This is a genomic window from Carboxylicivirga mesophila, from assembly GCF_018271975.1.
Classification (GTDB): domain Bacteria; phylum Bacteroidota; class Bacteroidia; order Bacteroidales; family Marinilabiliaceae; genus Carboxylicivirga; species Carboxylicivirga mesophila.
Genome location: NZ_JAGUCN010000009.1, coordinates 1 through 15,531, shown reverse-complemented (window position 1 = coordinate 15,531; position 15,531 = coordinate 1). Strand labels below are relative to the sequence as shown.

Below are 15,531 nucleotides of genomic sequence, written 5' to 3'. Positions count from 1 at the left end.
ATGGCAATATTAGCATTCCAAAAACCAGATAAAGTAATTATGCTGGAAGCCGACGAAAAATTCGGCAAGTTTGAATTTCGTCCGTTGGAACCAGGATATGGTATTACCGTTGGAAATGCCTTAAGAAGAATATTGTTGTCCTCATTAGAGGGATACGCAATTACCACTGTCAAGATCGAAGGGGTGGATCATGAGTTTACCAGTATTCCTGGTGTAATTAATGATGTAACCGAAATCGTTCTTAATCTTAAGCAGGTTCGCTTCAAAAATCTGGTAGAAGATACAGAGCAGGAAACTGTTACTGTAAGTATTTCAGGTAAAGAAGAGTTTACTGCCGGTGATCTTAATCAATTCATGACTGGTTTCGAGGTATTAAACCCCGAGTTGGTTGTTGCTAAGATGAACCCGGAAGTAAATCTGCAGATGGTATTGACCATTGAGAAGGGAAGAGGTTATGTTCCTTCAGAGGAAAATAAACCAGCCGAGGCAGAATTTGGGTTAATTGCTATCGATTCAATCTTTACTCCAATTCGCAACGTTAAGTATGCGATTGAAAACTATCGTGTAGAGCAAAAAACTGACTACGAAAAGTTAGTTTTAGAAATTGAATCGGATGGTTCAATCCATCCTAAAGATGCGTTGAAAGAAGCAGCAAAAATATTGATTTATCACTTCATGCTGTTCTCAGATGAGAAGATTACTCTTGATTCAGATGAGAAATTCGGTAACGAAGAGTTTGATGAAGAAGTATTACATATGCGTCAGCTTCTAAAGACTAAGCTGGTTGATATGGACTTATCAGTACGTGCGCTTAACTGTTTGAAAGCTGCTGATGTGGAAACACTAGGTGAGCTGGTAACATTTAACCGTAACGACCTGTTGAAGTTCCGTAACTTCGGTAAGAAGTCACTGACTGAGCTGGATGATCTCCTGCTTAACATGGGACTTACTTTCGGAATGGATACCGCCAAGTATAAATTAGACAAGGAATAATAGCGATGAGACATAGAAAGAAATTTAATCATTTAGGTCGTAAGAGTGCGCATCGCAAAGCGATGTTAGCAAACATGGCTTCCTCTTTGATTCTTCACAAAAGAATCAAGACTACGGTTGCTAAGGCTAAAGCATTACGTATGTATGTAGAGCCTCTTATCACCAAAACAAAAGATTTAAATACAGTTGAAGAGCGTATCCACGCACAAAGAACTGTGTTCGCTTACTTGAAAGACAAGTATGCTGTAAAAGAATTATTTGGTGAAGTGGCAGCTAAGGTAGCTGACAGACCAGGAGGATATACTCGTATCTTGAAATTGGGTAACCGTATTGGTGATAACGCAGAGATGTGTTTAATCGAATTGGTTGACTACAATGAAAACATGTTGGAGTCTAAGAAATCCTCTTCAGCTGGTAAAAGAACACGACGCGGACGTAGAAAAGCAACAACTGCTGATAGCACTGTTGCAGCTGAAGCACCAGCACAGGAAAGTGCTGAGCCAACTTCGGAATCTACTGAAGCTGAATCAAAAGAATAAATCAATGAGTGAAAAAGGAAAGACTTTCGTTTTTCCTTTTTTTTCTTGAAATTGCTTTAAAAGGGGATAATGATGAAATTGCATTATCCTTTTTTTTTGGAAAATTATCAATCAATACATAAACAATAGTATTATGGGACAAATTGCAAACATTCATGCACGTGAGATCCTTGATTCTCGTGGAAATCCTACAATTGAAGTTGAAGTAACATTAGAAAGTGGTTTCGTTGGCCGTGCCGCCGTACCATCAGGTGCTTCAACAGGTGAACATGAAGCTTTAGAATTACGCGATGGCGATAATCGTCGTTACTTGGGTAAAGGTGTTTTAGGTGCTGTTAAAAACGTTAATGAAGTAATCGCACCTGAATTGATCGGTATGAGCGTATTGGAGCAAGTTGCTATCGATAACAAAATGCTTGAGCTTGACGGTACTAAAACTAAAAGCAAATTAGGTGCTAATGCTATCTTGGGTGTGTCTTTGGCTTCTGCTAAAGCTGCTGCTGAGTATTTAGGAATGCCATTGTATCGTTACATTGGTGGTACTAATGCCGTTACTTTACCAGTTCCAATGATGAATATCATCAACGGTGGTTCTCACTCTGATGCTACTATCGCTTTTCAGGAGTTCATGATTCGTCCTGTAGGTGCTGAGTCGTTCCGTGAAGGTTTACGTATGGGTGCTGAAGTATTCCATGCTTTGGCTAAAGTACTTAAAGGAAAAGGTTTATCTACTGCTGTTGGTGACGAAGGTGGTTTCGCTCCAATGTTAGGTGGTACAGAAGAGGCTATCGATTGTATCTTAACAGCTATCGAAAATGCTGGTTACAAAGCTGGTCGTAAAGAAGATGGTGGTGATGTTTCTATCGCTATGGACTGTGCTTCTTCAGAGTTCTTCAAAGATGGTGTATATGACTACAGCATTTTCGAGCCAAATGGTGTTAAGCGTAACTCACAAGAGCAGGCTGCTTACCTGGCTGAACTAGTTGCTAAATACCCAATCGATTCAATCGAGGATGGTATGGATGAGAACGACTGGGACGGATGGGTAGCTTTAAATGCTGCTATCGGTGATAAGTGTCAGTTAGTAGGCGATGACTTGTTCGTAACTAACGTTGATTACTTGAAGAAAGGTATCGAGTTGGGAGCTGCTAACTCAATCCTTATTAAAGTAAACCAGATTGGTTCTTTAACTGAAACATTGAACGCTATTGAAATGGCTCACCGTGCTGGTTATACTTCGGTTACTTCTCACCGTTCAGGTGAAACTGAAGATGCAACTATTGCTGACATCGCTGTGGCTACTAACTCTGGTCAGATTAAGACTGGTTCATTAAGCCGTTCAGACCGTATGGCTAAATACAACCAATTGCTTCGCATTGAGGAGGAATTAGGTGAGCGCGCTGTTTACGGATATGCAAAAGTTCAAAAGAAATAAGAAGCGACTTCTTATACCATATAAAGGCTGGCCATTTGGCCGGCCTTTTTTGTACTTGTTTAGCTGCAGAACAATTAGATAATTAATCTGTTCTAATAATGCCGCAACCACACACGTTGGCATTTTTATTAATTCAATCAGCTACTCAATATGGATTACATCAAAGAACGTATCATTGAAATTGGTCGCCCCAAGGCCGAAATGGTAAAGGACTTAATAAAGAAACACGGTGACGATGTTATACAGGATGTTACCTTAGGACAAGTATTGACAGGGATGAAAGGTATGGTATCGTTACTGACCTGTACTTCTAAACTGGACCCTGAAGAGGGCATTCGGTTCAGAGGTTATTCAATTCCGCAGTTACAGGAGTTATTACCTAAGTTGCACCAGGAAGGTGAGCCACTGCCAGAAGGACTTTTTTACCTGATGTTAACAGGCGAACTACCTACCAAGGAAGATGTCAATCATATTAGCGAGCAGTGGGCCCTTAGAGCTCAAGGTATTCCTTCTCACGTATTTGATGTAATTAATGCGTTACCTAAGGATGCGCATCCCATGATTCAGTTTAACAGCGCTATTCTGGCCATGTCCACCGAATCGCAATTTCGTAAGGCCTACCTTACAGGCATGGATAAAAAAGATTACTGGGCGCCTACCTACGAAGGCGTTATGGACCTGATATCAAGGTTACCGGTTATAGCGGCCTATATTTATCGCAGAGTATTTCATAATGAGAAGTATATTGATATTGACCCGAGTCTTGACTGGGCCGCTAACCTGTCACATATGATGGGCTACGATAGTATAGAAGTACAACGATTGATGAGGCTTTATATGGTTATCCATGCCGATCATGAGGGGGGCAATGTTTCTGCTCATGCCACACATCTGGTCGGTTCGGCTCTTTCAAACCCCTATTACAGTTTCTCAGCTGGCATGAATGGATTAGCAGGACCATTGCATGGTATGGCTAATCAGAATGTGATGCACTGGATAAATAAGATGTTGCGGGAGATAGGAACTGATTCTCCAAGTACATCACAGATTAAGGATTATGCGGAGATGACGTTGCGCAACGGGCAGGTTATACCTGGTTATGGCCATGCTGTATTACGCAAAACAGATCCGCGTTTTACCGTTCAGCTGGAGTTTGCCAAAAAATATGCGCCTGATGCCCCACTAATTCAATTAGTCGACAAAATCTATCAGGTGGTTCCTGATATTCTGGAAAAAACCGGAAAGGTTAAAAATCCATGGCCAAACGTAGATGCCATTAGTGGTTCATTATTGTCATCGTTTGGAATTACTGAATATCCAATTTATACGGTGCTATTCGGTGTTTCCAGAGCCTTGGGAGTGTTAACACAATTAATATGGGATCGCCTTTATGGTTTACCAATTGAGCGCCCCAAATCGCAAAATCTTCAATGGTTTGCTGAAAAGGTGAATTATCAGCCATAACTATTACGACAAATAGATTGAAGAGAGGTTAACGCCTCTCTTTTTTTGTTTAAAATACCATGTTAAAAACCTTATTTGCCTCTTCTTTCTTCATTGGCTATTATAAAAGATCAGAGGATTTTATTACTTTTATCAGCAATGAGTGTGTTGATTCAAGGATATTTATTTAAATCCATGGGTAAAGTTAGTTATTTGCGTTTTTTGCTTGCTATTGCTTTGTATGTTAGCAGTTTGTCGTTGTTGATGGCGCAAAGTGGTAAGCTTTCCATGGAACAGTTTACCATTAAGGACGGTTTGTCCAATAGTCATATTACGGCTTTGTATCAGGATAGCAGGGGCTATATTTGGGTAGGCACAACCGATGGGCTTAATCGTTACGATGGTTATGGATTTGTTTCCTTCAGACATCACCCTTTGATTGATAGCACCATTATTGGCAATCATATCCAGGCAATCACCGAAACGCCTGATGGCAATATATGGATTGGTACGCGGAATAGCGGGATAGCCATCTGGCAGGTTAGCAATGGTAAGTTTCTTAATATAGATAAGGAGTCTGAATTATTCAGTGCACTAAGAGAATCCGGTGTGTATGGTATGCATACCGAAGGCGATAACGTTTGGATTAAAACCAGAAATGCCATCGCGAAAGTGAATTACCGCACTAAAGATTTCATAAAATTTGATCATTATTCATCTGTTTTAAAAACAGGCAGAAGTAATACTTACCCGGTTGAGACCGGTATGGGGCATGTCTGGTTTGGTTCCAAAGATGGTATTCAATACATTGATAATACAAGTGATGCGCTAAATCGGATAAATCCTGAAAATGCTCATCAACAATTGGAAATCAGTAGTTTGGTGATGGTTAACGATAGTGTTGTGCTTGCCGGATCGGATAAAGGCTTATGGAAGTACAATGTAAATACATCTATCTCAACCAGAGTTTATAAAAAAACGAACCGTTTTGAAAATAAAGGAATAAGTGCCTTGCTGGCCGGGCGTAATGGCATAGTGTGGCTGGCAACGCCCGAAGGGCTTATGTTTTCGCAAACACCTTACAGCGACTATTCGGCCTTGGAATTGAATGCTTACCTGGAGCGTCCATTTCAAAACATAACAGTAATACTTGAGGATGCAAGCGGATTATTGTGGATTGGGACAGCTCAGGATGGCCTCTTTAAAATTGATCGTAAACCGTCTAAGTTCTCATCAATAGCCGCTATTGACGATATTGAATATCCGATTGATTGTTATGATTTTTATTCTGTTTATGTAGATGATTTAAACAACCTGTGGCTTGGAACAGGTCAAAAAGGCGTTTACTGTATCAATCGTAATACCAAACAGTTTAAGCACTATACAATTTATCCTGCATACGTTTCAGCCAATGATCCAACGGTTAATGCCATGTATAAAGACTCCGGGGGGAATATATGGTTTGGCACCGATGAAGGTATATTTATTTTAGAGCGAGGGGCAAGCCGGATTAAAGAATTTGATTATTCAAATAGTAATGATTTCCGCTACCTGCTTAAGACCAATGTTGTCAATGATATTCTTGAAGATCGTTTAGGACACATCTGGTTTGCCACCCGTTTTGGACTGTATCGATATGATGGTGAAAAGATAACCAGCTACTGGGCCGATAAAGATGTGGAATATGGGCTCTGCGATGATGAAATAAACGTGCTTTTTGAAGATGCTGACGGGCAATTGTGGATTGGTACCAATAACGGGATTAACACCTATAATGTGGCGTCAAAAACCTTTGGAAGAATCAGAAATAATGAAGGAGAAGAGAAGCGCCTAAGTCATAATATCATTTCAGCCTTCGCTGAAGATCATGGCCGGATTATCATTGGCACTCACGCAGGTCTTTCTTATTACGATAAGCATACCAAAACCACTTCATTTTGGAATTACGATGGACTGATTAGTGGGAAGGTTTATGCGGTTGAAGTGGATGGATATAACAGAATATGGATAAGCACAGGTGTGGGTATCTCTTCAATTATTCCGGGAACACCTCCTTTCAATTATAATAAAAACGATGGTGTACCCGATTATAATTTCAATACCGGGGCGTCGTGTAAATATGGGAAGAATGAGCTCTTTTTTGGAGGTGATAAGGGCCTGACCATTATCAACACCGAAGATGTGCCTACCAACAATAACAAGCCCAAAATGGTGATTAACAGTGTGAAAGTTTACTATAAGGGCAAGGTAGATGCAGTATACGAAGGAGTGAGAAGTCAAATAAGTGTTGGTTACAAGCGAAATACCATGATTGCGGTATCTTTTGCCGCTTTAGAATTCACCTATCCAAAAGCTAATACCTACCGGGTGAAACTGGAAGGGCACGATGAAGACTGGCGGGATGTGACGCATCAGAATTCTGTTAATTTCTCCAATTTATCTCCGGGCAGCTATACCTTAAAAGTTAAAGGTTTTAATAATGATGGGGTGCCTTGTGTTGAGCAGGCCGAGCTGATTATTGACGTTACCACGCCACTGTGGATGTCGGGCTATGCCTATGCGTTCTATATTATTTTTGGAGTGCTATTGGTGCAAACGCTTATTAATTACCGAATACGTAATTACCGAAAGGCCTACAAGGCTCTTAATGAAAAGGCTATTGACAAGAAGAAGATTGAGATTCAGAAAGAGTCCTTATCACGCATTCACCAAAGCCTGACAGATAGTATTAGTTATGCCAAGCGCATTCAGGAAGCCATGATTCCGTCGGAGGAGATGGTAAAGCAGATATTGCCCGAATCCTTTATTTACTTCCGCCCCAAGGATATAGTAAGTGGCGATTTTTATTGGGCTTACCGTACAAACAGCAAAGTGTTTTTGGCAGCTGTGGATTGTACCGGACACGGAGTTCCGGGGGCTTTTATGTCCATTATTGGCTATGATTTACTGAAGAAGATAGTGGAGATACAGGAAGAATATTGCCCGGCTCGTATATTGAATAGTTTGAGCCAGGAAGTTGCCAGTACCTTCCAGAAGAACGGCCAGGATGGAAGTCTCAATAAGCAGAGTATTACTGACGGAATGGATATTGCGCTGGTAATGCTCGATGAAGATAAGCAGGTATTGCACTTTTCAGGGGCTATGAATCCCTTGTACATTATACGCGATAACGAGATTATTACCTATAAAGGCGATCGATTCCCAATCGGTTATTCTGATGATAGTAAAGAACTTTCCTACACACGCCAGGAGATACCGGTATATCCTAACGATGTTATTTACCTGTTTTCTGATGGTTTTGCCGACCAGTTTGGTGGTCCGGAGGGTAAGAAGTTTAAATACCGTCGTTTTCGCCATTTGCTATTGAATATTCACAAACTGCCTATCGATGACCAAAAGGCTATTCTGCACCAGAAGATGGAAGATTGGATGGGTACCGAGTATGAGCAGGTCGATGATATTCTGCTGATGGGATTCAGACTTTAAATGATGAGCGCATGAAATTAATACGACCGATAGACCTGATGGTAATTATTGCAGTAACCTTCGCCATTGGTTTCTGCACCTCATTGTTAGTTTTCTCCGACACCTTGGCTGAGAACTCTCCACTACTGACATTGGGCTTAAGTTGTGCTATACTCAGCTTAATAGTCGCTCGTATCGTATTAAAAGTATTGAAAAGCAATAAGGGATAAAACAAAAGCCCGGCAATTGCCAGGCTTCTAATATCTATTAGCGAACTTGTTCGCGTTCTAATGTCTTGTGTCTCCTACACGTTGAAGCGGAAGTGCATAATGTCGCCATCCTGCACCACATATTCTTTACCTTCAACACTCATTTTACCGGCTTCTTTACAAGCTAACTCAGAGCCCAATTCAACGAAGGTATCGTACTTAATTACTTCGGCGCGGATAAAGCCTTTTTCAAAATCGGTGTGAATAACACCAGCGGCTTGCGGTGCGCAAAAGCCTTTGTGGAAAGTCCAGGCGCGTACTTCCTTCACCCCTGCAGTAAAGTAGGTTTGCAAGTTCAATAGCTTGTAGGCCGAACGAATCAACTTGGAAACACCTGATTCCTTCAGTCCCATGTCTTCCAAAAACTCCTGACGCTCTTCGAAAGTCTCCAGCTCGGCAATTTCCGACTCAGTTTTAGCGGCAATGATTAATATTTCAGCATTTTCATCCTTAACAGCTTCACGTACGGCCTCTACGTGCTGGTTACCATCTACCACCGATGATTCATCCACATTACAAACGTACATTACCGGCTTGTTGGTCAGCAAGTACAGGTCCTTCGTTACTTTTTGCTCATGCTCGGTCAGTTCCACCGTACGGGCCGATTTGCCGTTCTCAAAGGCTTCCTTGTAACGGTATAGTACCTCAACCAGCTTCTTGGCATCCTGATCCTTCGATGCTTTGGCTGCTTTCTCTGTTTTCTGCAGGCGTGCTTCCACGGTCTCCAAATCTTTGAACTGCAGCTCCAGGTCAATAATTTCTTTGTCTCTTACCGGATCGATGGAGCCGTCAACGTGTGTTACGTTATCATCATCAAAGCAGCGCAATACATGGATGATAGCATCTGTTTCGCGAATGTTAGCCAGGAACTTATTACCTAAACCTTCACCCTTGCTGGCACCTTTTACCAAACCGGCAATATCTACAATTTCCACGGTGGTAGGCACCACACGCTGTGGCTTCACCAGCTCTTCCAGCTTCACCAATCGCTCATCGGGTACGGTGATAACGCCCACATTGGGCTCGATGGTACAAAAAGGGAAGTTTGCCGACTGTGCTTTTGCATTCGACAAGCAATTAAATAGGGTTGATTTTCCAACGTTGGGCAGGCCAACGATTCCGCACTGTAATGCCATTATATTATGTCTTAATTATTTACTCCGTTGTTTCGAGCTGCAAAAGTAGTGGTTTTTTTTAAATAGTATCAAGATATAATTAGTGAGTATCAAGATGATTAACATCTTCTAACTAAAAAGGATCGCATCTTTATTTCCATTATGGTTATAAAGATGCGATCCTTAATACAGTAGCTAACAGCCAGAAGCTGAAAGTTATTTTATTTACTCGCCAAACTCACCAAACTCACCGTTCTGAAGAAAATCAACACTCTTCTCAATCTCTTTGTACATGATTTTGTCCTCTTTCACAAAGCCAACGTACTCGCGGTATTGAGCCAGGAAGTCTTCGAGGAATGGAGATGTTTTAGCCGGACGACGGAAGTCGATGGCCTGAGAAGCATTAAACAGCTCAATGGCCAGCACACGCTCCACATTATCGGCAATCTTAAGTGCTTTAGTGGCGGCATTACCACCCATACTCACGTGGTCTTCCTGCTCGTTCGACGATGGAATGCTATCCACCGATGAAGGTGTTGCCATCTGCTTATTCAGGCTGACGATGGAAGCGGCAGCGTATTGCGGAATCATAAATCCACTGTTCAAGCCTGGGTTGGCCACCAGGAATTCAGGTAAACCACGCTCACCTGATATCAGGCGATAAGTGCGACGCTCAGAGATACTGCCAATCTCACTCATGGCAATTGACAGAAAGTCCATGGCCAATGCCAGTGGCTCGCCGTGGAAGTTACCACCCGACACAATCATATCGTCTTCGGGGAATACCATTGGGTTATCGGTCACCGAGTTGATTTCGGTCAGTACCACGTTGGCCACGTAGTTAATGGCGTCTTTAATGGCACCATGTACCTGTGGTACACAACGGAATGAATACGGGTCTTGTACGTGCTTCTTCTCGCGTGTGATCAGCTCACTGCCTTCCAGCAGGGCTTTGATGTTGCGGGCAGTCTCGATTTGTCCCGGGTGAGGGCGCACCGCATGCAACTGCGGGAAGAAAGGCTCGATACGGCCATCAAAGGCATCCAGTGAAGTGGCTGCCACAATATCGGCGTATTTCGACAGGCGGAAGGCCTTCAGCAGCGTATATACAGCGTGTGAGCTCATGAATTGTGTACCATTCAACAAGGCCAAACCTTCTTTGGCACCCAGCTTAATCGGCTCCCAGTTGTTTTCGGCCAATACGTCGGCTGCTGTACGCAATTCGCCTTTGTAATGCACTTCGCCTTCGCCAATAAGTGGGAGGAATAAGTGTGCTAACGGAGCCAGGTCGCCCGATGCACCTAAGGAACCTTGTTCGAAAACGATGGGGTACACGCCGTTGTTGAAAAAGTCGCACAGGCGTTGCACGGTTTGTAGCTGCACGCCTGAGTTACCAATACTCAAAGCATGAATCTTCAGCATCAGCATCAGCTTAACCACATCGCGTGGCACTTCGCGGCCAATACCACAGGCATGGCTCTTCACCAGGTTCTCCTGTAACTTACTCAGGTCATCAGACGAAATGGAGATATTACATAAGGAGCCAAAACCGGTATTGATACCGTAAACCGGCCCATCGTGACTGGCCACTTTATTGTCGAGGTACTGCTTACAATGCTCAATGCGTTGTACCGACTCTTCCGACAAAGCCAGGTGATAACCTTCTTTTAAAATGGTTTCAATGATTTCGAATGAAAGAGGTGCTGGTGATATTTCAAATGTCTTTTGCATGGTGTTTTTTAGCTTGTAGCTGTTGGCTTTAGCTGATAGCCATTTACAGCCAGGTTATTTTAATTGGATGATTCGTTAGCTGGCGCGGGTTTATGATCCGTGCCTGGGCTTTCCTGTTTTGTTTCTTATTGTCCCTTGGGGATTGGATTTAGGCTGAAGGTAATCAATGATTTGGCAGCAATTATTACCCCAAACCCCTAAAGGGGCTTATCCTGCGCGCTGTTCCCTTTAGGGAATACAAGGGTGAGCGTGTGGAATGCAGCTATTTTGATAGCATTGCCTCGTAACAAAACAGGCAGCGCCTGCTCAGGGGCAGCGGATATCGCCGCCAAAGGAGATAAATAGATGTGTTCTGTTCTTAAGAATTCGGCCCATAAAAAGCGGGGTAGACAATTTGATGCCTACCCCGCAAACATAGATAAATTCTTTATTAAATACTGATGACTTTGATCAATTCGTCAACGGTAAGCTGGCTCTGTTCGCCGCTCTCCATATTCTTGACTGTTACAGTATTAGCCTTTCTTTCTTCTTCGCCGGCCAGCAATACAAATGGAATTTCCTTTTTGTTGGCGTAATTCATCTGCTTTTTCATCTTCACCGCGTCGGGAAACAGCTCGGCATTGATGCCTGCTTTGCGCACCTCATTGAGTATTTGCAAGGCGTATAATTCATCTTCGCCACCGAAGTTAACAAACATGGCCCGTGTTTTAGCGCCGTCGGCTTTCGGAAACAGCTCCAGCTGGTTCATCACATCGTAAATGCGGTCGGCTCCAAAGGAGATACCCACACCCGACACGTCTTTTAGACCGAAGATGCCGGTGAGGTCGTCGTAGCGGCCACCGCCAGTAATACTTCCAATAGCTACATCCCTGGCTTTTACCTCGAAGATGGCGCCGGTGTAATAGTTAAGGCCGCGGGCCAGTGTCAGGTCCAGCTCCACTTCCAAATCCAGCTTTAGTACATCCAGGTAGTTAAGCACCACCTCCAGTTCGTCAACCCCTTTCAAGCCAATTTCGGATGAAGCCAGCACCTCGCGCAGCTTAGCCACCTTCTCGCGGTTGGTGCCGCTCAGCATAATAATAGGCTGTATGGTATCAATGGCCTCGGCCGACAGTCCTTTCGATGCCAGCTCTTCATTCACCTTATCCAGACCTATTTTATCCAGCTTGTCGATGGCCACGGTTATGTCCACAATCTTATCCGATGCATCAATGATTTCGGCAATACCCGATAGTATTTTGCGGTTGTTGAGTTTCAGCACCACATTAATATTCAGCAGACGATACACCTCGTCAACAATCTGAATCAGCTCCACCTCGTTGAGCAGCGAGTTACTGCCCACCACATCCACATCGCACTGGAAAAACTCGCGGTAACGACCTTTCTGTGGGCGATCGGCACGCCATACCGGTTGTATCTGGTAGCGCTTGAATGGAAAGCTAATTTCGTTTTGGTGCTGCACCACAAAGCGGGCAAAAGGCACCGTTAAATCGTAGCGCAAGCCTTTTTCGCTAATCTGCGACATCACTTTGTTGGAGGCTTTTTCGGCCAGCAAACCATCATCGGCCTTCTTCAAATAATCGCCCGAATTCAAAATCTTAAATAAAAGCTTATCGCCTTCTTCACCGTATTTGCCAAGCAGGGTGCTCAGATTTTCCATGGCTGGCGTTTCAATCGGCAGGTAGCCATACTTCTGAAACACGCTTTTAACCGTATCAAAAATGTAATTGCGTTTCACCATCTCCACGGGTGAAAAATCCCTGGTTCCCTTTGGAATGCTTGGTTTTTGAGCCATATCTAACTATTGTTTTGCTATTCGTATTAAGTGGGTTTGAATAAACCCGGGCAAAGATACTAAAAAGAGTAGAGAGTGCGCAGTTTAGTGCCTGGTGATTAGTTCGCGGTGTAGGGTTTGGGATTTCGTGTTATGGGTTCAAGGTATAGGGTTCAATTGAAAATAAAACCTTAAAATGATGGTATTAACCACAAAATAACTAGCTGTTGATATGATGGTAAACTAAGTATAAAGTAGCTTTTGGTTTACATGCATATTTAATATAGATTTGATAGGCTTTATGTTATGTCAATATGGTACGATATAAAGCGTATTAGGTAAATAGACGAGTTGTGCTTCATGCCAAGACAAGAATGAAACGAATACTTAAAATAATATCCATAGTTTTAATTGTAGGCGTTGCCTTAAAATGGTTAGACCTTAAAGATTACTATAGGACAAATTTTCGTGAATTGTCCAAAAAAGAGCAGGAATTATTTGAGTGGAAAAGTCACTATGACGAATATTTGAACCATAGGAATGTATACGGGAAATACTTTGGAGAAGATGAATTTGAATTTCCAAGACAAGAAGTTTTCAAAATTAAAATGCTTGAAAAAGATAAAGTATTTAAGATTTTTTGGATTTCTAAAACATTGAAGGAAGATAAAATAAATGAAATTGTTGCTCTGTTTAATAATCCAATGAATTTTGATTGGGGAGAAACTACTTGGGGGGACGAGGATGTGGATTATATTTTCAAATTCTATGACAATAAAAATAGATTAATTGGGAAAGTTGACATGTGCTATCATGATTGTGGATGGGTAAGGTCAAAACCATTTACACCAAACATCAAATATGGACAGTTAACACATTTTGGACACGAAGAATTATTCTTAATTATTTACAAACTTGACTATTGGAAATGAAAAGCACGAAAGTCCAACAATAAATATACGTAATGCGGGGCGATTTGATAGCGAAGTGCCTTGAAATCCCGCACTCCGCATATTCGAGCCCTTGTATGCAATGTGAGAAATACACTGCTATCGCGCGAATGCTTCCGCGTGATATTTTAAACAACAAACCACACGAGAGGGCTCGTCCGGCAGCCTGGGGAATTTATAAATTAATAGTAATATTGAAATTATGAGATTTATATTAAAACTAAAACACTGGCAGTTATTTCTTCTTCTCTTTCTCGGAACTGGAGTAGGATCTATTGGAACTATTATCTGTTTAAACACGATATTCAATTTGGGTTTAAGCATTACAGAAAGTATAATCCCACTTGTCATTTCCTATTTTTTATGGGGATCCTGGATGGTAACTTCAATTGGATTATTGGATAGAAAATATAAAGCCCTTTCTGAGAAACAAAAAATGATAGTTAAGTATGGAACAGTATTTCTAATTTGCACTGCACTTAGACTTTTAAATACTGAATTCGTATTAATTCCACTTGCAATACCAAATGGTTTATCCTTTCTAATTTCATTCATTCTGTATTTTGGAGGGGCTTTCTTATTTTATTACTTCATATTTCTTTTCTCAAAAGGACTGGCAATTTCAAAATATGGAGCAAATTGGAGAGCTGGAGACTTAATCATTCAACTATTAAGAATTCTTTTTTTTCCAATTGGAATTTGGACTCTGCAACCAGAATTAAATAAATTATATCGAGCAGAAAAATCACGAAATGCCATTACCCCGTAATAGCGCATAGCAGGGCTCGGCTCACTTGGGGTAGGCTGATCCCCGCTCCAAATTTTGCTGTAACTTGATAGGTAAAAAGCCCGCAATCCCTTACTAACCATACCGCCACCGTTGGCAATAATGAAAAAACAAAAACCCAATGATAGAAAAATATTTATTAATTGGTTCCCTATTACTTCATCCGATACTAAGTCTCATTTTATCCTGGAAATTTAGTGGGAATCGACTTTTTAATAGTACAATCTCCATTTTAGGTGGAATAAGTTTGATTGTATTGATTTCATTACAGATTATAGGAATAAGCTTTATAATAGCTGTTGTGCCTATTGTTCTTTTTTCATGTGTGTTCTTTTCAATATGTTGTCTTATTTGGGAAATGATTAGAAAGAAAAAAAGGACAGCCAAAATATTTGGGATTATAAGCTCCATTTTTATTTTTGGAGGTGCTATCCTCTTCGGATTATTAGGAACATCAACTTTAGGGAACAAGAAAACCAAGCCTCCCATTGAACAACATGTTAATCAACATCGAATTACTGTCAATGAGATACAATTGAAGTCCAAAGACAGCTCAAAAAGTATGTTCAGATTAACAACTATTCTGGTAGAGAAAGAGTTTTGGCCATTTAAAAAGCAAATACTGGAAAAAAAGTATCATAATACATTCCCAAAATTAGACTCGAACTTCAAATTTGATTTAAACGAGGTTGATAATGAACTTATAATAAAAGCATCAGAAAATGGAGTTATTATATGGGAAGACAAAATAAAGAAATCACTTTAGCCAATAACTAAGCGTTCTGGCTGGTTGAAAACCAAAGTCTGAACGCGGTGTTGCACTGCTATCGCGCGAATCCTTTCGCGTGATATTTTAAACAACAAACCACACGAGAGGACTCGTGCGGCAGCCTGGGCATTTTTGTGTAGGTCGGCATATGAGGGGGGAGCGTGAGCCGCTTAGCTCCATGACATTTTTTATGAATTGGTAGATGAAGTATCCAATAGCTTTTGGTTTACATGCCTATTAAATATAGCTTTGATAGGCTTT

General features: G+C 41.6%; 12 protein-coding genes. 9 read left to right on the top strand and 3 right to left on the bottom strand.

Annotated features, from left to right (window positions below; all coding sequences use genetic code 11):
* The 6 genes from KEM09_RS09045 to KEM09_RS09020 all read left to right on the top strand — a co-directional run bounded on the left by KEM09_RS09045 (nt 1) and on the right by KEM09_RS09020 (nt 8,105).
* A complete protein-coding gene (locus KEM09_RS09045) occupies nt 1-993 on the top strand; it encodes a DNA-directed RNA polymerase subunit alpha (RefSeq protein ID WP_212227752.1) in 993 nt (330 codons plus the stop codon).
* A gap of 5 nt (nt 994-998) precedes the next feature.
* Complete coding sequence (gene rplQ, locus KEM09_RS09040) at nt 999-1,532, top strand: 50S ribosomal protein L17 (RefSeq protein ID WP_212227750.1); 534 nt, start codon at nt 999-1,001, stop codon at nt 1,530-1,532.
* Between the two features lie 133 nt (nt 1,533-1,665).
* Nucleotides 1,666-2,967, top strand: a complete 1,302-nt coding sequence (eno, locus tag KEM09_RS09035; protein ID WP_212227748.1) for a phosphopyruvate hydratase — start codon at nt 1,666-1,668, stop codon at nt 2,965-2,967.
* Between the two features lie 150 nt (nt 2,968-3,117).
* Nucleotides 3,118-4,431: a citrate (Si)-synthase gene (locus tag KEM09_RS09030; RefSeq protein ID WP_212227746.1), complete on the top strand. Its 1,314-nt coding sequence runs from the start codon at nt 3,118-3,120 to the stop codon at nt 4,429-4,431.
* 174 nt (nt 4,432-4,605) lie between these two features.
* Nucleotides 4,606-7,896: a ligand-binding sensor domain-containing protein gene (locus KEM09_RS09025; protein ID WP_212227745.1), complete on the top strand. Its 3,291-nt coding sequence runs from the start codon at nt 4,606-4,608 to the stop codon at nt 7,894-7,896.
* A gap of 11 nt (nt 7,897-7,907) precedes the next feature.
* Nucleotides 7,908-8,105, top strand: coding sequence for a hypothetical protein (locus KEM09_RS09020; RefSeq protein WP_212227744.1), 198 nt, complete (start codon nt 7,908-7,910; stop codon nt 8,103-8,105).
* A gap of 74 nt (nt 8,106-8,179) precedes the next feature.
* Here KEM09_RS09020 and ychF read toward each other — a convergent pair whose 3' ends face one another.
* The 3 genes from ychF to hisS all read right to left on the bottom strand — a co-directional run bounded on the left by ychF (nt 8,180) and on the right by hisS (nt 12,785).
* Nucleotides 8,180-9,280, bottom strand: coding sequence for a redox-regulated ATPase YchF (gene ychF / locus KEM09_RS09015; RefSeq protein ID WP_212191456.1), 1,101 nt, complete (start codon nt 9,278-9,280; stop codon nt 8,180-8,182).
* Between the two features lie 204 nt (nt 9,281-9,484).
* Nucleotides 9,485-10,990, bottom strand: a complete 1,506-nt coding sequence (gene hutH, locus KEM09_RS09010) for a histidine ammonia-lyase (protein WP_212227743.1) — start codon at nt 10,988-10,990, stop codon at nt 9,485-9,487.
* Nucleotides 10,991-11,420: 430 nt separating this feature from the next.
* Nucleotides 11,421-12,785 carry a histidine--tRNA ligase gene (hisS, locus tag KEM09_RS09005; RefSeq protein ID WP_212227742.1) on the bottom strand — a complete coding sequence of 455 codons (1,365 nt, stop codon included), beginning with the start codon at nt 12,783-12,785 and terminating at the stop codon, nt 11,421-11,423.
* A 353-nt stretch (nt 12,786-13,138) separates the two neighbouring features.
* Between hisS and KEM09_RS09000 the strand changes: the two genes are divergently transcribed.
* The 3 genes from KEM09_RS09000 (at nt 13,139) to KEM09_RS08990 (ending at nt 15,267) form a co-directional block, all read left to right on the top strand.
* Nucleotides 13,139-13,696, top strand: coding sequence for a hypothetical protein (locus KEM09_RS09000; RefSeq protein WP_212227741.1), 558 nt, complete (start codon nt 13,139-13,141; stop codon nt 13,694-13,696).
* 220 nt (nt 13,697-13,916) lie between these two features.
* Nucleotides 13,917-14,483 (top strand): hypothetical protein, encoded by a 567-nt coding sequence (locus tag KEM09_RS08995; protein ID WP_212227739.1) that lies wholly within the window; start codon nt 13,917-13,919, stop codon nt 14,481-14,483.
* A gap of 139 nt (nt 14,484-14,622) precedes the next feature.
* A complete protein-coding gene (locus KEM09_RS08990; protein WP_212227737.1) occupies nt 14,623-15,267 on the top strand; it encodes a hypothetical protein in 645 nt (214 codons plus the stop codon).
* Nucleotides 15,268-15,531: the final 264 nt, after the last annotated feature.